This is a genomic window from Leptolyngbya subtilissima AS-A7, assembly GCF_039962255.1.
Lineage (GTDB): Bacteria > Cyanobacteriota > Cyanobacteriia > Phormidesmidales > Phormidesmidaceae > Nodosilinea.
In genome coordinates, this window is the sequence record NZ_JAMPKY010000010.1 from 13,755 (window position 1) to 40,013 (window position 26,259).

At 54.6% G+C, this 26,259-nt stretch carries 23 protein-coding genes; 2 read left to right on the top strand and 21 right to left on the bottom strand.

From position 1 onward, the window contains the following. Positions 1 to 52: 52 nt before the first annotated feature. Complete coding sequence (locus NC979_RS20005) at positions 53 to 238, bottom strand: hypothetical protein (protein WP_190520988.1); 186 nt, start codon at positions 236 to 238, stop codon at positions 53 to 55. Positions 239 to 450: 212 nt separating this feature from the next. Then, complete coding sequence (locus NC979_RS20010) at positions 451 to 918, bottom strand: globin family protein (protein ID WP_190520990.1); 468 nt, start codon at positions 916 to 918, stop codon at positions 451 to 453. Positions 919 to 1,172: 254 nt separating this feature from the next. Between NC979_RS20010 and NC979_RS20015 the strand changes: the two genes are divergently transcribed. Continuing rightward, entirely contained in the window at positions 1,173 to 2,138 is a 966-nt protein-coding gene (locus tag NC979_RS20015; protein ID WP_431191097.1) for a branched-chain amino acid transaminase, read from the top strand. Between the two features lie 11 nt (positions 2,139 to 2,149). Here the strand turns inward: NC979_RS20015 and NC979_RS20020 are convergent, their stop codons facing one another. From NC979_RS20020 to NC979_RS20040, 5 genes are all read right to left on the bottom strand, one after another. Then, positions 2,150 to 2,620 carry a GNAT family N-acetyltransferase gene (locus tag NC979_RS20020; protein WP_190520994.1) on the bottom strand — a complete coding sequence of 157 codons (471 nt, stop codon included), beginning with the start codon at positions 2,618 to 2,620 and terminating at the stop codon, positions 2,150 to 2,152. 269 nt (positions 2,621 to 2,889) lie between these two features. Next, positions 2,890 to 4,212, bottom strand: coding sequence for a phospholipase D-like domain-containing protein (locus NC979_RS20025; protein WP_190520996.1), 1,323 nt, complete (start codon positions 4,210 to 4,212; stop codon positions 2,890 to 2,892). Positions 4,213 to 4,323: 111 nt separating this feature from the next. Continuing rightward, positions 4,324 to 5,616, bottom strand: a complete 1,293-nt coding sequence (codB, locus tag NC979_RS20030) for a cytosine permease (protein WP_190520997.1) — start codon at positions 5,614 to 5,616, stop codon at positions 4,324 to 4,326. A gap of 198 nt (positions 5,617 to 5,814) precedes the next feature. Next, on the bottom strand, positions 5,815 to 6,510 hold the full coding sequence (locus NC979_RS20035; RefSeq protein ID WP_190520999.1) for a PspA/IM30 family protein: 696 nt from the start codon (positions 6,508 to 6,510) through the stop codon (positions 5,815 to 5,817). Positions 6,511 to 6,702: 192 nt separating this feature from the next. Next, positions 6,703 to 8,121, bottom strand: a complete 1,419-nt coding sequence (locus NC979_RS20040; protein ID WP_190521001.1) for an SPOR domain-containing protein — start codon at positions 8,119 to 8,121, stop codon at positions 6,703 to 6,705. Between the two features lie 220 nt (positions 8,122 to 8,341). Between NC979_RS20040 and NC979_RS20045 the strand changes: the two genes are divergently transcribed. Next, complete coding sequence (locus NC979_RS20045; RefSeq protein ID WP_190521002.1) at positions 8,342 to 10,654, top strand: ComEC/Rec2 family competence protein; 2,313 nt, start codon at positions 8,342 to 8,344, stop codon at positions 10,652 to 10,654. A gap of 39 nt (positions 10,655 to 10,693) precedes the next feature. On the opposite strand, the gene NC979_RS20050 is transcribed toward NC979_RS20045, so the two are convergent. The 14 genes from NC979_RS20050 to pseB all read right to left on the bottom strand — a co-directional run bounded on the left by NC979_RS20050 (position 10,694) and on the right by pseB (position 26,242). After that, positions 10,694 to 11,182 carry a hypothetical protein gene (locus NC979_RS20050; protein WP_190521004.1) on the bottom strand — a complete coding sequence of 163 codons (489 nt, stop codon included), beginning with the start codon at positions 11,180 to 11,182 and terminating at the stop codon, positions 10,694 to 10,696. A gap of 332 nt (positions 11,183 to 11,514) precedes the next feature. Continuing rightward, complete coding sequence (locus NC979_RS20055; RefSeq protein ID WP_190521006.1) at positions 11,515 to 12,435, bottom strand: glycosyltransferase family 2 protein; 921 nt, start codon at positions 12,433 to 12,435, stop codon at positions 11,515 to 11,517. A gap of 10 nt (positions 12,436 to 12,445) precedes the next feature. Then, the gene (locus NC979_RS20060; protein ID WP_190521008.1) at positions 12,446 to 13,351 is read right to left on the bottom strand and encodes a glycosyltransferase family 2 protein; all 906 of its coding nucleotides are present in this window, start codon (positions 13,349 to 13,351) and stop codon (positions 12,446 to 12,448) included. A gap of 7 nt (positions 13,352 to 13,358) precedes the next feature. Further along, positions 13,359 to 14,615 carry a glycosyltransferase family 4 protein gene (locus NC979_RS20065; RefSeq protein WP_190521009.1) on the bottom strand — a complete coding sequence of 419 codons (1,257 nt, stop codon included), beginning with the start codon at positions 14,613 to 14,615 and terminating at the stop codon, positions 13,359 to 13,361. After that, complete coding sequence (locus tag NC979_RS20070; protein WP_190521011.1) at positions 14,612 to 15,382, bottom strand: methyltransferase domain-containing protein; 771 nt, start codon at positions 15,380 to 15,382, stop codon at positions 14,612 to 14,614. The genes NC979_RS20065 and NC979_RS20070 overlap by 4 nt, the downstream gene beginning before the upstream one ends. Next, a complete protein-coding gene (locus NC979_RS20075) occupies positions 15,379 to 16,494 on the bottom strand; it encodes a DegT/DnrJ/EryC1/StrS family aminotransferase (protein WP_190521013.1) in 1,116 nt (371 codons plus the stop codon). Before NC979_RS20075 ends, NC979_RS20070 begins: the two co-directional genes overlap by 4 nt. An 8-nt stretch (positions 16,495 to 16,502) precedes the next feature. Further along, on the bottom strand, positions 16,503 to 16,973 hold the full coding sequence (locus NC979_RS20080) for a cupin domain-containing protein (protein WP_190521015.1): 471 nt from the start codon (positions 16,971 to 16,973) through the stop codon (positions 16,503 to 16,505). 176 nt (positions 16,974 to 17,149) lie between these two features. Next, entirely contained in the window at positions 17,150 to 18,196 is a 1,047-nt protein-coding gene (locus tag NC979_RS20085; protein ID WP_190521017.1) for a glycosyltransferase, read from the bottom strand. 827 nt (positions 18,197 to 19,023) lie between these two features. Then, positions 19,024 to 20,721, bottom strand: a complete 1,698-nt coding sequence (locus tag NC979_RS20090) for an FkbM family methyltransferase (protein WP_190521019.1) — start codon at positions 20,719 to 20,721, stop codon at positions 19,024 to 19,026. Between the two features lie 18 nt (positions 20,722 to 20,739). Further along, positions 20,740 to 21,792, bottom strand: a complete 1,053-nt coding sequence (pseI, locus tag NC979_RS20095) for a pseudaminic acid synthase (RefSeq protein WP_190521020.1) — start codon at positions 21,790 to 21,792, stop codon at positions 20,740 to 20,742. Positions 21,793 to 21,804: 12 nt separating this feature from the next. After that, on the bottom strand, positions 21,805 to 23,319 hold the full coding sequence (gene pseG, locus NC979_RS20100) for a UDP-2,4-diacetamido-2,4,6-trideoxy-beta-L-altropyranose hydrolase (protein WP_190521022.1): 1,515 nt from the start codon (positions 23,317 to 23,319) through the stop codon (positions 21,805 to 21,807). A gap of 2 nt (positions 23,320 to 23,321) precedes the next feature. Continuing rightward, complete coding sequence (locus NC979_RS20105) at positions 23,322 to 24,059, bottom strand: cytidylyltransferase domain-containing protein (protein WP_190521024.1); 738 nt, start codon at positions 24,057 to 24,059, stop codon at positions 23,322 to 23,324. Next, positions 24,056 to 25,222 carry a UDP-4-amino-4,6-dideoxy-N-acetyl-beta-L-altrosamine transaminase gene (gene pseC / locus NC979_RS20110; RefSeq protein ID WP_190521032.1) on the bottom strand — a complete coding sequence of 389 codons (1,167 nt, stop codon included), beginning with the start codon at positions 25,220 to 25,222 and terminating at the stop codon, positions 24,056 to 24,058. Before pseC ends, NC979_RS20105 begins: the two co-directional genes overlap by 4 nt. A gap of 3 nt (positions 25,223 to 25,225) precedes the next feature. Next, positions 25,226 to 26,242: a UDP-N-acetylglucosamine 4,6-dehydratase (inverting) gene (gene pseB / locus NC979_RS20115; protein WP_190521040.1), complete on the bottom strand. Its 1,017-nt coding sequence runs from the start codon at positions 26,240 to 26,242 to the stop codon at positions 25,226 to 25,228. Positions 26,243 to 26,259 lie beyond the last annotated feature (17 nt).

Sequence of the window (26,259 nt, forward strand, 5' to 3'; positions counted from 1 at the left end):
CGTCCGACTTTCCCAGGCCCAACAGTTGAGGCCATAGAAATTTGGCGATGGGCTAGTAGTTCTGCTGCAAACGTCCTCGGGTGCGACCGCTGAGGCGCTCAGACACTAGGTTGCGGTCCTTGTCGCTGAGACCGCTGATCCGCTGCTGGGCCTGATTGAGCTGCTGGTTGTCCGACAGGCGGTTGATCAGGTCGGCTTCGTAGGACCGCTGACGGGGGCTAAGGTGAGACTTTCCCATGGAGGTGCTCTGCAAGAAATCAATGAACGAGATTGACCCTAGTCTAATTTCAAACCAGGCACCTGGGTAGTCAAATGATTTCTAGCAAGGAATTGTTACTAGGGCGGTAGCGGATCCCTTTGCCGATCAGTGGCTATGTAGTCGCCCAGGGAATGCGATTCTTCCTTAGAAAGCTGCGCCAACGCCTCTCGGATCGATCTTTGACCATTGCGCTAAATGCCGCTCTCGAGCGCCTCAGTGAGTTTGTCGAGATACATCATCATAAGATTGCTCTGGTCGCTAGGGAGCGTAGTGCGTACTTCTTCCTTGAGCAGACGGTAGGCCACCACACAGGCCGTCTGACGATGGAAGGCGCGGATAATATTTTGCATCCACACCAGATATTCTTCCATAAAGCCATCTTCGTCGTGGAGCAAAACACCCTTGGCAACGTACTCCAGGGTATAGGTCATATCGCGCTGGCACTGCTGGGCGTGCTCTTGTACGACCTGGCGGTGAGGGGTTTGCATGAGCCGCCGCAGGGTGTTGAGCACTATGTCTTTGCTGTGGTCTCTAACGTGGTTGTAGAGATTCACCCGGGTTTGAAAGGCCTCCATCATTTGCTCGAAGGGGCGCAGCTCAACATCACTCAGGTAGCGACCGTCGGCTTCACGGACAGAGGCAAGCAGGGCATTATTCATAGCAGCTAAAGGCGCGATCGCGCGGCCTGGATGGGTTCCCTCCCAAGATGCCCAGGGAAACCGTTGTAAGGCATGATACCTCAATAATTCTTCGCACTGAGATGAGGTGCCCTGCCGTCGCCGCTTAGAGCCTCGTGAGTTGTGCCTACCAGCGAGCTACCCTTTCCCACCTAGAGCGGTGTAGACGCTCGATTTAAGGCATTGCCAGTTCCGCTTTCGTCGTGGCAAGTCGCTGTGCACTAGTTTAATAGGCTGTGGATTGGGTCTATTCTGGTAAAGATGCCGAATTTTGCCCAGCCGTAGCCATGCACAACTTTTTACCCGTCGCTTACTTTGAAGGCCAGTTTTGCGACTTTAGCGACGCCAAGCTTTCCATTGCCACCCACGCCCTGCACTACGGCACTGGGGCCTTTGGCGGGCTGCGCGGCATTCCTGACCCGACGGGCAGCGGACGCATTTTGCTCTTTCGCCTCGATCGCCACTGCCAGCGCCTCAGCACCAGCGCCCGGCTGCTCAACTACGACCTGCCCGGCGACAAAATTCAGGCGGTGATCGAAGATTTCGTCCGCAAAAACAGTCCTGACAAATCGTTCTACATTCGTCCCTTTGTCTACACCTCAGACCTGGGCATTTCGCCTCGGCTGCACAACGTTGAGAAAAGCTTTTTCGTCTACGGGCTAGAACTGGGCGACTATCTCTCACCCGAGGGCGTCACCTGCCGCATTAGCTCCTGGTATCGGCAAGAAGACCGCAGTCTGCCCCTGCGCGGCAAAATCAGCGGCGCCTACATCACCTCATCGCTGGCCAAAACCGAGGCCGTTGAGTCGGGCTTTGACGAATCGATTTTGATGAATTCTCAGGGCAAAGTCAGCGAAGCCTCGGGCATGAACGTCTTCATCGTCCGCTACGGCAAGCTGATCACCCCCGGCTACGAGCAGGACATTCTCGAAGGCATTACCCGCGACAGCATTCTCACGGTGGCCCGCAACTTGGGCATTGAGGTAGTCGAGCGTCCGGTCGATAAGTCAGAGTTGCTAATTGCTGACGAGGTATTTCTCAGCGGCACGGCGGCTAAAATCACCCCGGTTCGTAAGGTGGAGTCCTACAACCTGCCCACTAATCGCCCTATCACCGATCGCCTGCGTGAAAAGCTCACTGCCATCACCGAAGGGCGCGACGACGAGTATAAAGACTGGATATTTGCGATCGATTTGGGGTAGATTTCCCCAACTCACACCTCTAAAACCTTGCGAAATACCACTTTGTCGTAGCCCGTTGCGTAGAAGTCGCGGATCCGCCCTTCCTCTTGATAGCCGCAGTTAGCGTAAAACGTTCGTACGCGCTCAAAGTCATCAGAACCGGAGGTTTCGACTATCAGCATGCGCCCACCCCGTGCCACTAGCGTTTGCTCAGTGTGGCGCAATAGCGCTGTCCCCCGCCCTTGCCCTTGGCGGCTAGGGTGAATAGCAATCAGCTGTAGATTCCAGGTCTGATCGGTCATGCGTTCTAGCTCACAATAGGCCATCCCCACCGGCCCACTGTCGTCGTCGGTTAGCCAAAATGCCTTGCTAGCGGTGGTGTCGTCAAAGAAGTTGACCAACAGGGTGCTCAATTCCTTGAGCTGGTGGGGCTCAAACAGGCCGGTCGCGTCAGCTAGGGATATCAAATTGCTGGTGTCAGCGGCAACAGTGGGTCGAATCATTCAGAAACTCAGGGTTTTGCAAAAGTATAGGTAGCTGTTGTGGCCAAATTCTGCGTCCCATCAAGCTAACGCAGGGCAACGGTTTAGCTTCTAGGGAATAGTGACTTTAGCCACCTTGGTAAGGACGCATTTGCATACGTCACAGCCTTAAGCTGTAACGATTACAGCTCATACTACAAGATGCTACATGCGCTTGCTCAGAATAGCCTGAGTTTTGAGCAAACTCCTAAACTTGGGTCGCAGCGGTAGCGATCGCGATCGCCCAAGCCCTAGAGCAACTGCCTAAACAGCAGCGCCATTTGGCCCTTGATCTTTTCGGAGGTGGAGCGGTTCTGCCAATCGGTGTAGGTGATGCAGTAGCTGTTGGCCATGGCATCGATAAAAAACTGCTCGACTTGACGGGCCAACTCGGGGTAGGCACCTGAGATATTTAGCTCGTCGTTGTGAAAATAGCTGCGGGGGTCAAAGTTGGCGCTGCCGGTGCTAACCCAACCGTCATCCACCAGCACAAACTTGGCGTGCATCATGCTGGGCTGATACTCACAAATTTTGACGCCGGCTTCAAGCAGAGGGCCATACAGGCCGCGGCTGGCCATGTGCACCATTTTTTTGTCGGTAGCGGCTCCCATGGTGAGAATGCGAACATCTACGCCTTTTTTGCAGGCGCAGATTAGGGCTTGGGTAGTGTCATCGTCGGGCACCAGGTAGGGGCTGCCGATCCACAGTCGCTCTTTGGCCGCCAGAATGTGGAGCTGCATCAGCAGCCGCATGGAAGATTCGTTGAGGCTGGAGGTGTTGTCGGTAATGTAAAGCGGTGTAGACCCATGCTTTTGTACCGAACGTAGACCTTGCTTGAGGTCGATACATCCCCCAGCACAGGACCAGTTTTGCAAAAATTTGCCCTGGAGCAGGCTTACCACTTCGCCTTCGTAGGCTACTTCAAAGTCGAGCCAGGGGCCATCATCGTGGTCAAAGGCGACTCCATCCCAAAAGTCGGATACGCCGGCCCCACCAATAAATACCCGGCAGCCGTCGATAATCAGCAGTTTGCGGTGCGATCGCGAGTTGTATTCCAGCGGCGCGCGCCAGTCGAGGGGCCGAAAGAACTGAATTTCAACCCCGACATTTCTCAGCCGCCGCCAGTATTTTTCGGGCATTGCCTTGGTGCCCTGGTGGTCGAGCAGGAGTTGCACCGTCACCCCGGCCATGGCGCGATCGGCAACCACCTCGGCAAAGGCATCGGCCCGGCGGCCCGGCGTCATAAAGTAGGTTTCATATTGAATTAGCTTCTCGGCACCGGCCATGGCGGTATCGCGAGCGGCATAGACATCGTCTATCTCACTCCAAAAACCAACCAGGCGCCCGGTAGTGTCGGCGGAGTTGGCTAACCCTTCTAAACAAAGGGCAAAACACGGGTCATCTAAGCTGGGTACGTTATCGATTGTGCAGGTTGAGGCTTGGCGAAAGCTGCCCCTGAGATACCCATAGCTAACCACCACTAGCACCAGCAGCAACAGCCCAACCGCCAACCACCATAGCCACACAGGCGGAGGCTCTCCATCAGACTCTGAGGCTTCGGGCGAGATAGGCATCGCAATTGTTACCGTGACGACACTAAGCTCCCAGCATAGTCACTTGGCTGCGTCTAATATCTCTATCCAGAGGAACAGCCCTATGACCGTAGACACTTGAGCTGTAATTGCCTATGCTGCTCGCGATGACGGCAGCACCCGACTCAGCACAACGTAGGTTGCCAGGGCTGACACAATGCCGTTGATGGGCACAATGCCCCAGCCAATTTGGCCGGTGAGGTAGGCGATCGCAGAGGACCCCACGTAGGCGATTACCCCCGCCCAGTTAAACGCAGGCTGACGTTCATCCAGCGATGGAAACTGGCCTCGATGGTTGACCCAGTAGTCGGCCATAATAATGCCGCCGATGGGTGGAATGAATGTGCCCAGCAAGATTAAATACTGTACCAGCCCTTCGTAAATGCCGCCCCAAGCCATAAACAGCGCGAGCGTCGCGCCTCCCAACACAAACAGAGTGCGGCGGCTGGAGCGAAACATATTTGACCCGGCGATGGAGAAGGCGTAGATAGTATTGTCCTGGGTGGTCCACATGTTCAGCAGAAAGAGAATCAGACCGCCTACCACCAATCCCTGTTGGGCCATCACTTTGACGATGTCGGGCTCGCCGTAGACCTTGGCGCAAAACGCTCCCGAAAAAATTAACAGACCATTGCCCAAAAAGAACGCGATCAGCGTGGCCACAAAGCCGACCTTTCCATTTTTAGAAAATCGGCTCCAGTTGGTAGCCTGGGTGCCTCCTGACACGAACGTGCCAACAATGATGGTAATGGCCGCCCCTAGGGGTAGGGGATCTGCGATCGCCAACCCCTGCAATCCCGCAAACCCACCGACATCCCGCGAAGCCACCGACAGACTCATAGCCATTAGCAGCACCATGGCTGGCACCGCCACCCGGCTTAGCCAGTCCATCGCCGTATAGCCAAAATAGGCCGTAGAGCAAAAGGCGTAGGTAAAAAACAAAATCACTAGCCAGTTCCAAGACTCGGGCACTCCGGCCAGGCTGTTAAACAGCTGCGCCATCAGCGCCGATCCCCAGGCATACCAGCCAATCTGCGTGAAACCCAAAATAAAGTCGACCCAGCGCGAACCCACGTTGCCAAAGCTAAACCGCGCCATCAGCACCGTTGTTAGACCCGTCTCGCCTGCGATGTAGCCCAGTAGCGCTGCGTACAGTCCCAAGATGAGGTTGCCAATCACAATTAGGCTCACCAGGTCGGGCCAAAATCGAAATGAAGGACCAATTAACCCGCCAGCAAACAGAGTGCCAGAGTACAGCGTAAAGCCCACTAAAATGGCCGCCAGAGAAACAAATGACCGGCGAGCCGCCTGGGGAACCGGTTCAAGGGGATAGTCCTCGTTGACGCTGCCTTCGTGAACAAGGGAGGGTTCGGTGGTAGTAGACATGGGGGTAGAAAAGTGCCTTGGGCCGCATTGTAGAGACAGTCCAAAGGGCAAACAGTGTTTTGAAGAACATTCAGCCAGCTGTAATTGCTGACCGTCTGCTGGATGAGCAAAATTTGCAGAGAGCAGAAGCCGAAGAAGTGCCTTCTCAGTTCAGGTCAATCTCTAAGATTGTGAGATGTGATGCCTGACCAGCATGGTCTAAGGGGCTGGCGGTAAACCTGGGGTGCCCCCCTGGCCTGCCAAACGGGTTTTCATCGCCGCTAGCTCATTATCCACCGTAGTCGATCCGCCCTCAAGGGCAGCAAACTGGCGCTCTAAGGGGTCGCCGCTGAGTTCTTCGAGGGCTTCAGATTTAGCCTCTAGCTCCATCACTCGCTCCTCCATGCGCTCAAAGGCGGCGAGCGAGCCGCCCGTGCCTGTCTGACCCAGCATGTCTTGAATGCGCTGGGAAGCTTCGGCAGAGCGGGCGCGAGCGATATACAGGTCTTTTTTCGTGCGGGCGTCAGAGATTTTGGCCTCTAGCCGCCGCATGTTGTCCTTGAGACCGTTGACCACGTCGCGCTGCTGGTTGAGCTGGGCGTCCATAGCCTGGGCCGATTGCAGGTAGGTTTGGCGACGGGTGAGGGCCTGGCGGGCTAGGTCTTCTTCACCCTTTTGAATGGCTAGCTCGGCGCGGTTGTACCACTCCTGGGCGGTTGATTTGGCCTGGGAGCTCTGGCGCTCAGTGCGCTTTTGGGTGGCGATCGCCTGGGCTACCGCCTGGCGCAGCTGAATCAGATTGGCCTGCATATCGGCCATCGCCTGTTCCAAAACCTTTTCGGGGTCTTCGGCCTGGTTGACGGCGCTACCTAGATTCGCCCGCAGAACTCGCCATACCCGATCAAACAACCCCATCGAGTCTCTCCCACAACGGTGATTTGCTTCAGCATAACAGGCGGCTAGAGGGGTGGTGGGATGAGGAAGGTGAGGGAAAAAGTTTTGAGTGCTGAGTTTTGAATTTCGAGTTTTTGTGGCACACGAAGCAGTCAAAACTCAACGTTCAAAACCCAAAACTTATCTCTCCGTCTCCCCCACCTCTTCCTCCCTCTAGGGTGAAATTACCTGGGCTGGAATCCCTTGTCCCTGGAGCTCATTGACGAGATTTTGGGCCGATGACGGCTGAGAAAATGCACCCATCTGAATGCGGGTGCCGTTGGAGAAATTGCGTACGTAGGCATCACCCACCGCGCTGCGGGCTGACTCTAGCGACTGGGCGCCGTTGTAGTCGGTCACCACGTAGTAGCTAGGAGCTGTCGCCTGGGGTGGAGCCTGGGTAATGGGGGCCGGCGGTGCTACAGCAGGCGGGGCTATCGGGGCTGGGGGCGCTGCTGGGGCTCGGTTTGCGGCTAGGGGCCGTGGTGGCTGAGCACTGGCAGCAGGGGGCGCTACCCGAGCAGCAGGCGCGGTGGCTGGGGCCGGGGCCGATCGCGCCGGGGCAGCGGTTGCGACCGACCTAGGGCTGACTGCGGCTCTAGGAGCGCTGACTGCGGCTCTAGGAGCGGTCACAATTTCGGCGCGCAGCACCCCGCCACTACCCCCCGCAGGGGTAAGCACGCCCGGGCGAGGGCCTGTGGTTCTGGGCTCACCAGGGCGCTGGCCGCTGATAGGCAAGGGCTGCCCCCCGACCATAGTGGGTGAAGTAGTCCCTGGCGCGGCTGCAGCGGCGGGTGACTTGGGCGAATCGGCGGAGGGTAGAGTGCTGATGTTGTTCAGATCGAGGGAGGCAAACTCTTTTTCTGACAGATCTGGACCGAGGGGCTTGAAGCCTGATTCGGCCTGACTTTCTAGGCCGTCTAAGGCTACGGAGTCGGCATTACTATCCGCTGGGATGGGGTCGCCCTTAAGGCGGCGGGTGATGGCATTGTCAGTCAGGTGCTGTATGGCCTGAGGTGACGTGACCAGGTAGCCAAACCCAGCGCTGGTTACTAGCAGTAGCAGCAGAGCACCGACTCCTAGCGGGGTGGCTAGCTGGCGCCCAAAAGAGGGCACGTATGCTGGTTCGCGGTGCTGTTGGCCGGCGTTGGGCAGGCTGCCCAACAGCGCTTCAGTACTTTCTAGATAGTCTTCTGGGGACGGGCGATAGGTGGTTAGGGTGCCGCCGTGGCTCATGCGCACTTGGTTGACAGTGGCCTGCGGCGGGTACGCCTGCACGCTAGGTGTTGATGACTGCCCCAAAATCTCTTGCAGACGGGCGTTGGGGGGTGGGGGTGGAGCGGCGGCTGCCGCCGTTGCTGTCGCCGCTGTGGATTTGACAGTGATCAGGTCGATGGGCTTGCGCTGAGTCCGCAGCTGTAGGCGAGCCGGGGTGGGAGTAACCTGACCCGATCGCGCTTGTCGGTAGCGGTGCAGCTCGTCATCCAGGTTGAGGTTGAGACTTTCTACCGCCCGCTGCAGGCGAAGGTTCGACTCGCTGGCGGGGGCAAAAGTCTCGGGTCTGGTGGATAGACCAGAGGGCAATTGCGTCATGGTTCTCATCTCCCTGGATGTAGCGACGTAGCACTGATTAATACTACTGATTTCTCAAAAGTTGGCAACTAAAAATTGAGAAAAGCAAACTACGGGACTTCCTATGGCTCAAGAGCAAAGCCAGATTTAGCCGGTGGCAGTGCTTGTGGAGCTGTGAGTCAGAGTTGGGGTTCGGGATTTCTAAAGGTAATAGCCGGGTGCAGAGTGCAGAGAAATTTCTATGGGCGGAATTGCGGGGTTGCTGTGGGCTAGCGCATACTGCGTTGGCCTACTCTGGGTCAGTCTTTGGGTGCGTCATTTAGGATTGAACCTTTGGGTTGGGGTGGCTGTTGCCGGTATCGGGGCGATCGCGGCAGCGAGTTTGGCGGCACTGGTGCTGCCCCGTCGCTGGCGGCGAGGGCCGACGGCGGCTATGTGGCTGGGGGCGGGAGCGATCGCCCTTCTAGCTGCCCTCAACTACGGCCTGCGCTACCCAGTCCCTGGCTCTCTCGATATCAGTTCCCTGCTGAGTCAGGGCGAAGCGGCTGGAGCACAGCAGATCGTCTGGGGCGAGGTGCAAACCCTCCCTCGCCTGACCCGCAGTGGTCGAGGGCAGTTTTGGCTAGCCACCAACCAGGTGCGCCGGTTGGATGCCGAAAACAATCCCCTTGGTATCCCCAGTCTGGTTCGAGGCAAGCTCTACGTCACCGTGCCGGTGGAGCGAAGTGAGGGCCTGTTTCCAGGGCAGCGGGTGCAGATACAGGGCAATCTCTACGAACCGGCCCTGCCTAAAAATCCCAATGCGTTTAACTTTCGACGGTATTTAGCCAGCCAGCGCTGTTTTGCCGGGTTTGCGGGCGATCGCGTTCTGCCTGACCAGGGTCAGTCGCCTCCCCGGTGGGCACTGTGGCGGCTACGACAGCGCATTGCCCGCGCCCAAGCTGAGCGGCTGGGCAGTCCAGTTGGGCCTTTGGTTAGCGCCATGGCCCTGGGCCGTCAGGCGGTAAATGTGCCCTACGACATTCAAGACATGTTCATGCAAGCCGGAATGGCCCACGTCCTGGCGGCTAGCGGGTTTCAGGTGTCGCTGATCTTGGGGGTGGTGCTGGCGATTGTGGGCCATCGGGCGATCGCCTCCCGGCTGCCCTACCCAGTGACGACCAAGGTAATTGCTGGGGGAACAGCGCTGGTGGTGTTTGTGCTGCTGACCGGCGTACAGCCCAGCGTCATGCGGGCGGCGGTTATGGGGGCTGGGGTGCTAGCGGGCATTGCCCTAGAGCGCAGCATCAAACCTCTGGGCTGTCTGCTGCTGGCGGTCACCCTCCTGCTGTTGTTTAACCCAACGTGGATCGACGACATTGGCTTTCAGCTCAGCGTCATGGCCACCTTAGGGCTGATGGTGGCGGTGACGCCAATTACAGAAAAGCTGGAGTGGCTGCCGACTACGCTGGCGTCGGTGGCAGCGGTACCCCTGGCGGCCTACCTGTGGACCATTCCCCTCTCGTTGTTCTATTTCAACACCCTCACCACCTACAGCATCCTGTTGAATATTGTGACCACGCCCCTAGTCATGGTAATCAGCCTGGGAGGTATGGCCAGCGGGCTGGCGGCAGCGGCCTGGCCTTGGCTGGGGAGCCTGCTAGCCTGGCCCCTGTGGCTGCCAACCCAAATTCTCATTGCCCTGGTGAAGTGGGAGGTAGGTCTACCCGGCAGTGCCCTGGCCACTGGCCACATTTCGCTGGTGCAGATGGTTGGCCTCTATGGGCTTTTCTGGATTTGGGGTTGGGGTGCGGTGCGGCGGCGGGGATTGGTCGCCCTGCTAATTGTGGTGGTGGCTTTGGGACCGTTGCTCTACCGGGGGGCAACGCTTTCTCAAGTGACGGTGCTAGCGGCGGGCAATGACGCAGTGATGGTGGTGCAGGATGGGCGTTCCCCACTGGTAATCAACAGCGGCACCGCCGACACCGCCTTCTATACCGTGGTGCCCTTTCTGCGACAGGCGGGCATCAACCAGCTCACCAGCGCCATTCACGGCGATGATAGTGACAGCGACAACTGGCGCACCATTGCCGACAAAACTCCGATTCGCAATTTCTATGGAGCCAGTTCAGCTCTAGCAGAGGCTCCTGCAGTTAACCAGTTTCACCCGCTGACCGCAGGCCAGATGCAGCCGGTAAGCCGCCAGCGAGTGCAGTACTTGCAGGCTGGCGCTCGCGGGCTGCGGTTAGATCTGCTGAATCGGCAAAACTGGCTGTTGTTGCCCAAGCTATCCCCCGAGCAGCAAATGCCTTGGGTGGCGGCGCACCCTGGGCTGCAAAGCGAGGTGCTGTGGTGGCATGGGGAAGCCCTAACGGCAGAGGTAATTGCTGCCATTGGGGCGCAGGTGGCGATCGCCTCTGCTCCCCGCATCGATGAGGCTACTGAGCAACTGTTGCGCGATCGCGGCATTCAAGTTTTCTGCACTGAGCGCGACGGCGCCATCACCTGGAGCCCGCACCAGGGCTACCGAGCCTATCTGGCGACGCGACAGCATCCTACCGCCGCGCTGGAGTAGAGTTCTATCAGGCCAGCCGTCTCACAATATTGATCGCACTTACTGCACCAGCAAATTTAGCTGGTAGTTGATACGGCCGGTGCCGCCAGTCTGCTGCTGCACCACCGTATTGGGGCCATTGAAAGCGATCGCCACTGAGCCTGAGGGGGGCGAGTAGCTGCCCACAATGGTGACGCGGGTGATCGCCTCCCTCAGATAGGGGCTAACGTCGATAAATTCTGAGTTGGCACCTAGAGGTACCCGAGTGTGACCATCGATTTCAATATAGCCTTGGAGGGATGAACCCGTCGGTATGCTCACCGAGAGCAGATGGGGCTCATCTAAATTGGCGCGATCGAGGCTAATCGTGTTGGTTTGTCGTTGGTATGAATCCATAACATCCTTTGCGCTGGCCCTAGACAAGATGGCGCTGAGAGCCTGATGGGAGACCCCAAATGACTGATTACCGTTGGCCGAGGAAGGCCCCACCGCTGCGGTAACCGCCACTAAGATCAACAAGGAAACCCCAAGGGCTGATGGATGTTTCATAACAATGACATCTCCAGGAAAAGGGGAAAGCCGTACTAGAGCTAGCCCTAGCAGCGGGTTCTCGGCCAGGGTAGCACGGCCAGAAACAGGCGAAACAGCTTTCAAAAACCAGCGCTTGCGCCCTGACCAAGCCAGGCTAGATAGACACCGTCTCTGGCCCACAGGTTCCCTTTCCTAGACAGTTACTACTGCCGCAGGCGTTCGGCGGGGGTATACACATCGACCTGCACATTCACAGGCACCGCCACTTTAGGGATATAAACTCTCTGTCCGTCCCGCTCTGAGCCTCGCAGAGGACCCACAGTCTGTAGCGCTATTTCACGGATTTGGTATTAACGAAATCGTTTTGCCAGCTGAGCCATGGGCTGAAATAAAGCAGCGGGTATTGCCAAAGCCATCAGCGACGAGAGCTGAAAATTGCCGCGAGCAACACAGGTTAGCAAAGCACGACGATGGTGACGAATTTCCTTCGCTTGATTACTCCACTTACTGCCTAACAGCAGCAGTTCATGAGCTCGGTATTCCAACCCGTTTTGGCGATAGACCTCAAAGTGCTTTTGAGCAACGCGATACCACGACGTGGGGTTGACCTTGCGGCTGTTGCTGCCTAAGTATTTACGCCAGATGTAAATCACCTCTGGGGTGCTGTAATAACCACAGGGTAAGGCCATGGCCCGTACCCAAAACTCTAGGTCGTGCAGGTCTTCGGCACCCAGCTCTGGGTCGCTGTGACCCACCGCCTCCCACAGCGACTTGCGTAGCGGAGCAGTGCCAATCAGCGTCCAGTTGGTGCTGAGCGAAAATCGTCTGGCCCGTAGCAGAGAGTTCAGCGAAATCGGTGCTGCTTTGACCACGCGGGTGTCGCCAGGGTGTCGCTGACACAGGTAGCTGCCGTAAATAAACCCGGCATCGGGATAATCTAAAAACGCCTGCTGAATGTGACTTAGAGCGTCGGGGGGCAGCAGGTCATCGGCATCAAGGGGCACCAACACCTCTCCTTGGGCGGCGGCGAATCCAGCGTTGCGCGCCACTGAGGGGCCGCCGTTGACGGTCTGCCACACCAGGGTAACATCGGACTCAGTCTCGAACTGGCGACAGATCTGGTTGGTGCGATCGCTTGGTGAAGCATCATTGACAATCACAATCTCCAGAGGCGGCTGAGTCTGCTGGCGCACGCTCTCCACCGCCTCCAGCAGCAGGTCGCCTTCGCGGTAGCAGGTGATAACAACACTCAGGGTGGGTGAATTAGCCATTGCTCGTGCCTCAGATGGGCTGATTGGAGGAAACTTGTCCCGGCCGAAAGAGTCGCTGGCGGGTGGCAACGGGTAGTAGCCGTAGCAGGGTAATGGGGAGAATAGAGAGATATTTTTTGAGGAACATCACCACACCCCAGGGGCCGTAGGCTAACCAGTTGAGCCGCCACCACACCCGCCAGCTCAACCCTGAGTAAGGGTTAAAGGCCAGCCGCACTAGCTGCCAAGGGTCGCCGGGGGCCATTAGCCAGTCGGCGGGGCAGAGCCGTGCCTCGGCGGCCTGATTAAAGACTTGGTAGTGACTATCGATAAACAGCTGAAATCCGGCCTTTTGGGCGCGCAGCAGGTATAGCGAGTCACCGCCGTAATGGGGGCTAGCCGCCTCATCGGGATAGCCCACTGCCTCTACCACCGCTCTGGGCAAACAGACCAGATTGCCGCTAAGCAGATCGCAGGGTAGGGTTTGGCCGGGGGACAACGTCAAAAAGCGGTAGCCCTGCCAGGTCTTGCGTTTGCCGCCAAAGGAAAGGCGATCGCGGTCATTCTGCTCAAACCCTTGGGCACCAACAATAGCTTTGGGATGGTTATGGCAAAACTGCACAAACCCATCCAGGGCGTTGGGGGCCAAGCGGCAATCGTCGTTGAGCCAGACTAAATACTGTGCTCCCTGGGCGATCGCATACTCCATCCCCAAGCAGATTGCCCCCGTCCACCATAGGTGACCGTCGCCCGCCAGCACTGTCACGCTAGGGAAACTGGCTTGAATGGCCGCTCTGGTGCCGTCGGTAGAGCCGTCGTCGATTACCACTACCCTATGGCGGGTCAGGTCACCGTTGCGATCAAGATCCTGCAAACAGCCTAGAGTAGTTGCCCTACGGTTGTGCACCGGAATTAAAATATAGGCCTTATTATCCATAAGAAAACTAGGTATTGCTAGGGTGGCTAGTGCTGTTGGGCCAGCAGTAGCGAATGCTCTCAAACTCATCCAAAAGCGCGATTAGCCGCCTCGCATAGTCTTGGGGTTGCCAGCTTTTCGCCCTCGTCAAGCCCTTTTGAATCAGGTCGTGGCGCAGGGCTTCGTCTTCGCAAACAGATTTCATCGCCCATGCCATTTGGGCCGCATCGCGCTGATCGACCAGCAGAGCCGCATCGCCCAACTGTTCTGCCGCCCCTGGTACTTGGGATGCAATCACCGGACAGCCTAGGGAAAAAGCCTCCAGCGGTGGCAGATTATCTGGCCCAAAATGGGTGGGAAACACCAGCGCCAGGGCGTGCTTGTAGAGGTTAGCCAGGTCTTCCTTTGAGACAAACCCTAGGATGTGAACCTTGGCAACGAGATCTAAATCGTGAATTAGCTGCTTGACATAGCTCGCGTTGCCCTTGTCTGAGCCGGTCAACACCAGGGCAACATCTTTGTGCTCGCTAACCAAGATTTTGAATGCCTTGAGCAGATTGTAGTGATTTTTGTGGGGCCAAAACTGGGCTGGATAGAAGAAGTATTGACTGGGTAGACGGTGCTGGGCTAGGAATTCTTCTTTTGTGGAGGCGTGATTGGCAATGGCATCCCCTAACCTCGGCGTTGGAAATGGAATCACCTGAATGCGCTCCAGTGCAATTTGATAAAAGCGCTCGGTCTCAACCTTGCCTCGCTCGGTGCCGGTGACTACATAAGTCGCCCGAGGCAGGTTCGCTCGGTAGAACCGCTCGCGCTTGCCCCACTCGCGCCCTTGGTTCACTTCAGGGAAGTAGGGCTGAAGGCGGTGCTGTAAATCCCATAAAGTGAGGGCATAAGGAATCTGTCTAGGGCACTGAATCAGCGCGGCGGGGGCCAGCACCCAGGCGAAGTCAAAGCGGTTTTTCAGAATAAAGCGTCTCACAAAGGCGGCCTGAACTTTATCAGCTTGGTTGGCCAGCTTGGGACTGCCGCTGGCGTGGGCCAGACCCATCCCCTGCCGCAGCACCGTAGGAACAGCGCCCGCCATCAACTGGCTGGGCGGGTGAAGGATGGTGAGATTGGGGTGTGGTGTCTCCTGCCCGTCGCCTTTGGCTCCGCTAAAAATCGTGACCTGATGGCGTATTTCCGGGGCTAGGTCGATCAGCGCTGCCACAATTTCTGACTCAAAGGTGTAACCACCCCCAGCTGACGGAAACGCGGCAGAAACTGGGATAGCGACCTTCATAACTTCATAGCGACAAAGTAGACGCCCCAGGTGTCTAGACCGGCGGGGCGATCGGTCATCCATTCGCCACAGGTCACCAGATCCATCCCCGCCTGGTGAAGCAGCAGCTCCAGCTCGGGCTTAAACAGATAGCGCATGCGGTGCAGCTCGCGCAGCTCTTGCCAGGTGTCGGTGCCCAACTGCTGTAGTAGAACGTGATAGTTCACATCCACCACGTTGTCATTGGGGTGTAGCACCGGCTCGGCTATGCGAGTGATGGCCAAGTTTTGATTTTGCAGGCGCTTGATCCGCACCTGGGGCTGGTCGTGCAGCACCGCAGGCCCGTACCATACGTCAAAAACAAACACGCCCCCCGGCTTGAGGTGCTGGGTTACGGTGGCAAAGGCCGCCGCCAAATCGGCGTTGCTGGTCTGGTAGCTAATTACGTGAAACAACGACAGCACGCAGTCAAAGGTTTGCTCTAGCCTCACCTCCCGCAGATCGCCCTGAAGGAATTTGAGCTGCTGGGCGATCTCGCTAGCCTGCTCGGCCTGCCGTTCACCACAGCGGGCCAGCATCTCTTCACTGCGCTCGACCCCGGTGACGTGATAACCCCATTCAGCTAGACATTCGGCATGGCGACCGGTGCCGCTGCCCAGCTCTAGCAGATGCTGAGCCGCAGGGGCGTGGGTTTTGAGCAGTTGGTGAATAAAGTCGGCCTCTTGGGCGTAGTCTTTGTCCTGGTACAGCAGGTCGTAGTATTGAGCATAGGCATTAAATACACTCACGCCATCACCTCCCGCACAGCGGTAATTACTTGATCAATCTGTCCGTCAGTGAGGGCTAGGCCGCTGGGCAGGTAGAAGCCGCGCCGGGCGATGCGCTCGGCCACGGGGTGCTTTTCGCCCTCAAACAGCCCCATTTTACGGAACACGGGCTGCTCGTGCATGGGCCAGAAAAAGGGCCGCGTGCCAACGCCCTTGGCCTTGAGGCGCTGCATGGCCTCGATCGCATCGAAGGGCACTCCGTCGTCGAGCACCAGGCCGTAGACCCAGTAGACATTCTCGGCGTAGTTGGTGGCAGCCAGCGGCAGTTGCAGCCCCTGCACACTGGACAAACCCTCGGTGTAGCGCTGCCCGATCGCGCGTTTGCGGGCGATGAAGCCGTCGAGCTGCTCTAATTGAGCCACTCCTAGAGCCGCTTGCAGGTTGCCTAGGCGAAAGTTCCAGCCCAGCTCTTCGTGGACAAAGCGCTGCTGGGGCTGAAAACAGAGGTTGCGCAGAGAGCGGCAGCGTTCCGCCAGCTCCACATCGTCGGTGAGCACCATGCCGCCTTCGCCCGTGGTGATGTGCTTGTTGGCGTAAAAGCTAAAGGTGCTGATGTTACCAAAGCTGCCACAGGGCTGCCCCCGGTAGGTCTGACCGTGCATCTCGGCGGCGTCTTCGATGATGGCTAGGTGGTGGCGCTGGGCGATCGCTAACAGCGGCTCCATATCCACGGGCAGCCCGTAGATGTGCACCACCATAATCGCTCGGGTACGGGGCGTAATGCAGGCCTCGAGCTGACCCACGTCCATATTCCAGGTAATGGGGTCGGCATCGACAACGACGGGCTTGGCTCCGGCACGGACGATCGCCGCCGCGCAAGAAATAATCGTAAACGTGGGCAAGATCACCTCATCCCCGGGCCCTAGTCCTAGGGCAGCTACCGCCACATCGAGGGCGGCAGAGCCGTTGGCCACGGCCACGCCGTGCTGGCGACCTACCCGCTGGGCAAACTCGGCCTCAAAGCGATCGACAAAGGGGCCTTCCGACGAAATCCAGCCCGTCTCTAGGCATTCCAGCAGATACTTTTTTTCATTGCCATTGAGGGCGGGCTCGTTGACAGGAATAAACGCCATGGTGTTGCCTAGCCTGCAATAGTGGCCTGGCTAGACGATATCCCAGAGAAGCGGGTTTTGTCCTGATCGCCCATGTAGGGGCCTTGCTTGACCTCGACCATCTCTAGGTCTTCCAGCACTTCAAAGCCGTGGCCGCCCGTTACTAGCAAGATTACGTCGCCGCCTTCCAGCACGCGGCTCTCCAGGTACTCCTGCTCTTGGCTATAGAAATCAACCCGCAGCTTGCCCTTTTTGATAAACAGCACTTCCTGGGTATGAAACACGTCGCGGTGCACGGGGTTGTGGACGTGGGCCGGAATGGTTTTGCCGGCGTCGTACTTCATGTAGGCGAGCTGCTGCGATAGCTCGTTGGGGGTAAAAAAGTGAATGCCCGGCTCCGCAAAGCGGTGGGAGAGAATCAGCGCCAGCATTTCGCTATTGTGAACAATTTGCTGAACGGGGGAGAGCTGGGCGGCAGTGACGGTGGAGGAGGATGGCATGGGGGCAGCGCCTTTGGGTAAAGGATAGAAGGAGCAGCGCCTGCGGAAGAACAAGGCGGCCTGCTGCTTTTAGTCTGCCCAGGATGGCTGCGATCGCGTAGCCTGTTTAACTAAATCAACAGATGGGGCTACCCCTCGACCCAAGGCGACTTTTCGACAGGACTTGGGCGCACTTGCTACTGAACGCCTCGGCTGAGGGGTGCAACAACAATATTGGGCAGTTGATAATTCCAGTAATCCTCTTTTATGACCCACTCCAAAAGAGCTGGGTGCTGGGCTACTTGCTGTTGATGAAACGCAAACCCAGCGGTATAGGCAACCTTGCAGCGCTGCCGAATGGCTCTATACTCAACGCTGCCCTTGGCCAGACTGGTCAATTTTCCTTTGATCTTGCCGACGTAATAATTTAACCATTGGGCTTGGCCAATGGCGTTTGCTCCGGCATCCTGGCTGCGATGGCGATCGCGAATAGCCATGTACGAATCGCACACCCCCTGATAAAAGTAGCGTGACTCAAAGTACTCAGGCGTTAAGCGAGCGGCAGGCACCACGTGGTGCAGCAGGGCCAACGGTTCGTAAATAGCTTTGTAGCCCTTTTGGTTGGCCTGACGGGTTAGCCCCGTTTCGCCATCGCCTTGGAGGTGCTGCAACCGTTTGGGAATACAGTCAGGATGGAAGCCGCCCAGCTCGAACAATGTGCCCTTGCGAATTGAGAAGTTCAACCCCCAGACATAGTTGGCATCGATCGGGCGGCTTTGGTTGCCCAGGTCGAGTAGGCTTAGCTCGGTGCAGAGCTGCCCACCGGGACATTTTTGCCAAAAATACTGAAGCCAGGGGGGCGGTTCGCTCTCGTAGCGCGGTAGGTTTCGCCCGCCTACTAGATGCACAATCGCATCGGTGAAGGCACTTTGGATAGCCGCTAGCCAGCCCGGGTCAAGCTCTACATCATCATCTAAAAACGAGAGAATGTCGCCCTGGGCCTCCTGGGCACCCCGGTGCCGCCCCGACAGCAGCCCCGGCTCAGGCTCAAAAATGTAGCGCAGATGCGCCCAGGCCAGCTTATCCGCAAAGGCCTGGACAACTGCTTTGGTGTGGTCGGTAGAGCCATTGTCCACCACCAAAACCTCAAAGTCATTACTTGGAGCCTGCTGCCGAGTCATTGACTCAAGCGCCAGAGCTAGGCTGTCGGCACGGTTAAGGGTCGGAATGATGACCGAAATCATGGTCGAAGTTACCCGTAAAGCTTAAAAACACTCTTCAAAACTGATTGAATCTATCGTCTTCGCAAGTTGCTGTGCCCACCAAAGAAAATTACTGTTAGAGTATTGCCTCAAAACTCTTCTGAAAATTTGCAAATAGATTAGAAAACCGAAAACCGACACCAAAAAATAAAGTATTGCGTACAAAATACTCGAATAGCAAAGAATTACGAACGGTATTAGCGTAACGAACGCAGCCGTTGAAAAGAGAAAGGATCTAAAAGCCAATCGATACGAGGCTATGATAAATCTTGGTTCTTCTTTGCCTATGTTGAAATTAAAGATTCGAGAACCTTCCAGTTCTTTCAGCTCTTTTTTTATTTCTAATTCATAAGCTTGTAAGTTGTGGACAAAATGCCATGAATAAGACTGCTTAATTAAATTTGTGAATGCCACCAATCCTAAGATTGTAAGCAAGCTCAAAAAGCCTAGAAATAAGAATAGGCTAGACTCAAGCCTTAGAATTGCAGGTAGAATGATCTCCGAAATGGGTTTCCAAATAATTATGACTGCGCCTACCACACCTAGTGACTTAAAGTCTTCGTAGGTGCTTTTTATGAGATCTTCTGCTTTGTCATTTAATCTCACATACTCTCTGTAAAGTAGTTCTAGCCTTTGAGTAGGAGCTGTATCCATGATTAGCACCCTTGGAGCAGAGTGAAAGCTTACCTTGCAAATTATTCTGATCTGATAGGCTTTAATTTTTGATTTAGATAAATAAAATTTGATGCTAAGTGCTTAGAGTTTTAGCTTAGCATCAGACTGAAATCTGCTTCATTATAGGTGAACGTTTAGAGGGGCGATCGCTGCAAATACCAGATCTCATCATCACAGTTAGTGATCGCCTCAACCAGCTCAAAGCCTAGATTGCTAAAGGTTGTTTTAAGGGCCGCTACTTTTTCTGGCCCCAGCACCGCATAGTGCACCTCAACAATGAGCTTGCGTACGGTATTTAGGGTGGCCTGGGCAAACAGGTCATACTCCCCACCCTCAATGTCGACCACCAGCAGAGTGGGCTGATTTTTTTCCAGCTCTTGCTTAAAAGATTTGACTGGCACTTCGATCACCCGATCCACAATTTCAGTAGTGGGTTGTATTGGTGACGAACTCCAAAAGTCTGGGGTGACGTAAAACTTTTCGGTTTTGCTGGTGTCGTTGGTGTTGGCCACCATGGCGATCGCCACCGTTGGGCTAACCCCATTTTTAGCATGTAAGGTTTGAATAGCCTCTTTCAGCACCGGGTTGGCCTCGTAGGTAAACACCCGCTCAGAACCAACTTTTTTGGCGCAATAGCCCGACAAGAAGCCAATGCCACCGCCAATTTCCATCACTGTATCTTGCTTGTCCAGGTACTTTTTTAGCAGGCTGATCTCGCCAAACTCGTAGACGCCTGAATTAATGGTCTGCCGAATAATCGGCGAAATCATCTTGCTAGCAGGAATATCGACTCCTTCGAGCTGACGGATATTGCCGGTGAGTGCCTGGTTCAGCCGCGATTTTGTCGGTTGGGCTAACCGCCGCAGCTTTTTCACAGCGCCATGGGCTTTATTGATGGGCCACCGGGCCACATGGTTGGCCCAGGCCTGGTAGATAACCCGGCGCAGAGTGGCTTTGCTATCGGCTTGGCCGAGGCCTAATTTGCTCAGGCAGAGGGCACGAGCGCGATCGCTGATTGTCACTCCTGCATTTACATCCAGTTCAAACAAATTTTGAAATTCTAAAAAGTCGCGCTTCTCGCGATCGTCTGCCAGATTGTCAACGGTGTAGGTACCGGTTGGGCGGTTGTGGTCGTGGCCGTGGTTGTTGAAAACTGGCGGCATGCCGTGAATAAAGAATGGAATCCCCATCTCGACGGCGTAAAAGGTGTAAGACCCCACCATATTGCTAGTACAGTAGCGGTGCTGCCGCAGGATGGCATAAAAAGTGGTGGCGAAGTCAGGGTCAGCCATATGCCCAGTGGTCACCACCGTCATACTCCGCTTGATGAATGGGGTATGCCGCCCAGCCAGCAGATCTTTCCAATACAGGCACACTGTGACGGGTTGATACTCGGCGGGCAGGTTGAGCAAATCGTCGGCATACTTTTCCCAGTCGATTACCACGTCAATTAGGTGAGTGGAATGGACGGGAAAAGCGACGGTGCCTCTAGCATTTGGGTCTGATTTAATTTGGTTAAGGATGCGGCAGGCGACAAAGGGCGAACCGCTAACGTAGGCCTGCTTGCCAGTTTGCTTGACGTACTCATTCCGCTGGGCAGCACTGGTGAAAAAGATGGGCTGAGTAGCAAACAGATCGCAATTAGTCATGGCCTCGCTGATGCGAACCCCATGATCCATATGAATGTGCAGAGGAATGCCCTCGCGCAAGGCTAGATCACGCTTGAGCCATTTACCCAAGCCGTAGCACTGGTGCGCATCTGGGGCAGGGTATTTTTCCTCAAAAGTGTTGATGCGTTTGATCTGTTGCTCTAGGTCAGGGGGGTAGCCCATAGGTTTAAAACCGCTGGTTTATAAAATCAAATCCCAGGTGACGGGGGTGCCTGCTGGAGTGGCTTTTTTGACGGGTTTGCCAATCAAATCATCAAAATATTTGGGTGCCAAACCAAACCCGGGCCGAATGATGCGCAGGTTATTGGCGGTGAATACCTCACCTGCCTCCATAGGTTGCCCCACATACAGACTGCGCCTAAATCTTACCGATTTTTCTTCATCTTTCGTGGCCCCATAGCTGACCTGGCCCAACGACTGCCAGGCCCGCTCAGTCTCGACGACTAGCTGGTGCAGTTCGTCCGGCTCCATGGAAAAGGCCGAGTCTACCCCACCATCGGCTCGGCTAAGGGTGAAGTGCTTTTCGATCAGGGTGGCCCCCAAGGCAACGCTGGCAACGGCAACGCCAATGCCCATAGTGTGATCTGACAGACCTACCTGCACATCAAACAGCTGGCGCAGGTGGGGAATAGTCATAATGTTGGCGTTGGCAGGACTGGCCGGGTAGGTGCTAGTGCATTTAAGCAAGATCAAGTCTTGGCATCCGGCAGCACGAGCTGTGCGCACAGCTTCGTCCAGTTCGGCAATGGTTGCCATCCCGGTAGAGATAATCATAGGTTTGCCGGTGCTGGCCACTTTGCGAATCAGCGGCAGGTCGGTATTTTCAAACGAGGCTATTTTGTAGCAGGGGACATCGAGAGTTTCAAGAAAATCGACGGCGGTGGCATCGAAAGGGCTGCTAAAGCCGACTAGGCCAAGCTCTTTGCAGCGATCGAAGATGGGCTGGTGCCATTCCCAAGGGGTATGAGCCTGTTGATATAAACTGTAAAGTGAATTCCCTTGCCAAAGACTATTAGGGTCTTTAATAAAGAACTCACCCTCTTTGATATCGAGAGTCATAGTATCAGCAGTGTAGGTTTGGATCTTCAAACCATGTGCCCCTGCCTTGGCTGCCGCATCCACAATTTCTAGCGCCCGAGCCAAAGACTGATTATGGTTGCCAGACATTTCAGCAATTACAAATGGCTGAGCAGTATCACCTAATTCATAATTGCAAATATTTATGGTCTTCATGGGTTTACCAAATTAAAAATAGTGATTTTGTTTTATTAAATGAATTGCACTTAGCTTGCTATTGCTAGTCTCTGAAAACGGCTTGTCAGTTTGCTTAAATCCTGCCTTTAGAAAGGCTTTAATAGATGCCAAGTTATCTTGCTTAACATATGCATTTAACTGATGCAGTTTTGAATTTTTCAGCATCTTTGAGGAAGATTTTTCAATGATTGAACTGGCGTAACCCATCCCTCTATATTGACTAGCGATGTTAATTGAGACCACGGCTTCATTTTTGGCATCAACTTCATACCGAATTAAACCAATAGGTTGATCTCTATTATTTAGAGCGATATATATTGTACAATTCTCAGATTTAATCTTGGCATTAAACCATTGAATATGCTGGTGCCAAGAAATAAGTTCTGACGAGAATGAAGAAGCTCTAGTTACTGGATCATTAGCCCAATGCCAAAGCAGTAAGCAATCCTCTTCATTTACAGGTCTGAGCCTGATAAGACTCTCCTGTATAACCATCGCTAATCGCTCAGAGCCATATCCATCTACTAAGTTGCTGAATTTTTTCGATAGGCTCGAACGTAACTCCTGCTGCTTAAGGTATTTCTCTAAGCAATGAGCGAAAGAATTTATCTCAAAAGCTTCATGAGAGCTAATGCTAACAACGACATCTAAGCTAGAGAGAGTTTTCACGATTGCAGTCTGGTTCTCGACCAATGTGATCACCATGCTTGGCAATCCCATAAAGGCAGTTTCCCAGCAGGTGCTTCCGCCTGCTGTAATTGCCAAATCAGCCCAAGCCATAAGTTCAGGCATGTTGGTCACGTTTTGCTTCAGGGTAATGCTTTTCTCCCAACCTTTTACTGCTTGGGCTAACTCACTACAATGGGGGTTGCTAGCTCCGGCTACTACAACTGCCTCTAGCCCCGCAATCTTAGCCTCTTGCAACGCCTGAATTACGGCCAAAGTAATGTTGTTGGGGTCAGATCCACCCAGAGTAACCAGCACCTTTGATGCTATGGGACTAATTTGCCGTTTCCAACTGCGCCAGGGCCAAAACTCCTCTCTCAGCAATGCATAGCGAGTGCCCAGCAACAACTTAGTATAAGATTCTCGGCTAGCGTAAATTTCTTCCTCAGCAGTAATATTTTGATTGAGGACTATGTCAGCCCAATAGTGCGTTGCGTGGCCATAATCATCCAGCACTAAAAGTTTTGTCCCTACATCCTTAAGCCATTTTTGGTACTCTGCACCAAAGTGGTAGCCGTCAACGACAACCCAATCAGCCTGCAAATCTTTTGCTAGAGCAATGGTGTTTTGGGCATCGGCCTCGCTGGCCCATGGCACAGACCCATAGCTCACCCCAACTCCTTCACTAGTTAGCCGCTGCGTTAGGGTAGCCCCTTCACACCCCATCAAAAAATGAGCTTGCCCCCCCTCAGCAAGGCAGGCTTGAGCCAAGGCTAGGCATCGCATTACGTGACCTGTTCCTATTTGTGTAGATGCATCAGCTCGAAACAAAACCTGCATAGCTACATTCCGTACAGCTTTTGCTCAATGTGGCCATTAATTGCTGACCAGTCGGGGTGGCTTTCGATCACCCGCAGACAGTCTTGCAAATTGAATTTAGGCGAGAGGGGGTAAAGTTCCTCTAGCATGCGCTTGATCAGCTCAAAATCTTCTGGGGTATCCACTGTCCAGCGATGGTGGCTGAGGTCTTCGGAATAGATAACATGGCCGAGAGAATAGCGCTTTGGATGGTTGTAGATAAATGGCGTCACATGTTCTCGCTCCGGTGGTTCGGTGGTTTCTCGATAGGCTTGCTCTAAGGCCCAAGTCGGCAAAACCTCGATATCCATGCCCCGTGGGTAGGTGCGCTTGAGCGCGTTAGAGACATAGTCGTAGCGATCGCACTCGGCCGCATAAACCTGTATGACCTCATCAATAACCTCTGGATCAATTAGCGGGCAGTCTGAGGTCACACGCACCACAATATCTGATTGGGCGGCCTGAGCTGCCCCGTAGTAGCGCGACAAAACATCCTGCTCAGAGCCTCTAAAATAATCAACTTCTAAGGCCTTACACAGCTCAACAATTGGGTTGTCAGAATCGTTTTCAGTGGTGGCAATCACAATGCTGTCGGCGGTTTTTACCCGCTTGAGCCGCTCAATTTGATAAGCTAGCAGTGGTTTATCCAGCACGGGTTTAAGCACCTTACCGGGTAAACGAGTTGAGGTCATGCGGGCCTGCACAATAATAGCTGTCGTCATGTCAGGCACGCCCGTAAACAATCGACAATATAATCTTGCTCGTCCAAGCTCATTTCGTAGTGCAGCGGCAGACTTATAGCTTCGCGGTAATATTGCTCTGCTTCTGGAAAGTCGCCGGGCCGAAAACCAAGGGTTTGATAGTAGGGCTGGGTATGCACAGGAATATAGTGCAGGTTTACCCCAATACCCTTGTCCCGCAGGGTTTCAAACACCTGCCGATGGCTCAGCTGAAGGGTATTTAGCATGAGCCGAATCACAAACAGGTGCCAACTGGAGGCCGTCTCAGGGGGCTGAACAGGCAGCATGATCGGCAAACCTTGCAGGAGTTCGAAGTAGCGATCGGCCAGCATCTGACGACGCTGCACAAAGGCGGGCAGCCGCTGCATTTGGCTGGTTCCCAAAGCCGCTTGAATGTCGGTCATTCTGTAGTTAAATCCCAGCTCTAGCTGCTCGTAGTACCAGGGGCCGTGGCTTTCGCCCTGCATTTGCTCAGGCTCTCGGGTAATACCGTGGCTGCGGAAGCGAATCAGCTTTTCGTAAAGAGCTTTTTGGTTAGTCAGCACCATGCCGCCCTCCCCAGTAGTGACAATTTTGACCGGGTGAAAGCTGAACACTGCCATGTCGGAAAACTGGCAGCAGCCCACAGGCCTACCCCGATACTGCCCGCCAATAGCGTGGGAAGCATCTTCGATCACGGTAAAGTCGTACTGTTGGGCGAGGGAAGAGATCGCCTCCATATCGCAAGACTGCCCCGCAAAATGCACGGGCACGACCACCTTAGGTAGGGTGCCGTCTTGTTGCACCCAGCTCAATTTTTGCTGTAGTAGGGCAATGTCGAGATTATAAGTCTTAGGATCAATGTCTACAAAATCGACTGTGGCTCCGCAGTACAAACCACAGTTGGCCGAGGCTACAAAGGTATTGGGTGAAGTCCAAAGCGTATCTCTAGAGCCGAGTTCTGCAGCCAAGCAGGCAATGTGGAGCGCCGCAGTGGCGCTGGAGACGGCTACGGCATAGCTAACGCCGCAGTAATCAGCTACGGCCTGCTCAAATTGGGCGATCGCAGGCCCTTGGGTTAACCAGTCAGACTTCAGCACTGCAACCACGGCATCAATGTCCTGCTGGCTAATGCTCTGCCGACCATAGGGGATAAAAGGTGTCATCAGCTAAGCAGAAAAGTGAGGATCAATATGCAGTTTGATGAGGCTTTGCAGCTCCTCAACGCTGAGAAACTTTTCGTTTTGTCCCGAGTTGTAGCTAAACCCTGGTTCTACAGGTTTAGCATTCATCTTCTTGCAGTACTCTTCGATGGAGTACGCCCCCTGAATTGGCAAAATAGCGTAGTAATGGCCGAGGTCTACGGTGGTAAAAGAGTCTGAGGTTGTAATCATCTCTTCGTGAATTTTTTCACCAGGTCTAACGCCTACAACTGGGTACTCGCAGTCAGGGCCAATGGCCTTGGCTACGTCAGTGATCAAATAAGACGGAATGCGCGGCACAAAAACTTCTCCTCCCCAAGCGTGTTTAATCGCCCAAAGCACCATATCAACTCCCTCTTCAAGGGAAATATTAAACCGAGTCATGGCGGGGTCTGTGATAGGCAAAATACCTTCCTTGCGCTTGCCTAGAAAAAACGGTATTACCGACCCGCGAGAGCCCATTACATTGCCGTAGCGGACAACGGAAAAGCTGAGTTTGCGAATACCCTTAATGTTATTAGCGGCGATGAATAGTTTGTCTGAGCAAAGCTTAGTAGCTCCGTAAAGATTGATTGGGGCTGCTGCTTTGTCGGTAGAAAGAGCAATGACCTTCTTAACACCGGTACTCAGGGATGCCTCGATCACATTTTCAGCACCTAAGACATTTGTTCTGATACATTCTATCGGGTTATATTCAGCGGTGGGCACCTGTTTTAAGGCTGCCGCATGGATGACAATGTCAATCCGTTCAAAGGCACGAATTAGTCGCTGCTGATCTCTTACATCACCAATGAAATATCGAATGCCTGGATATTTTGACTGAGGAAATATCTGTGCCATCTCAAACTGCTTGAGTTCGTCTCTAGAGTAGATGACGAGTCGTTTGATATTAGGAAATTTTTCGAGGATAGTGCCAACAAACTTTTTCCCAAAGGAACCGGTGCCGCCGGTTACCAAAATAGATGTATCTTCAGTAATTTTCATGGGTAGATGGTTTCGAT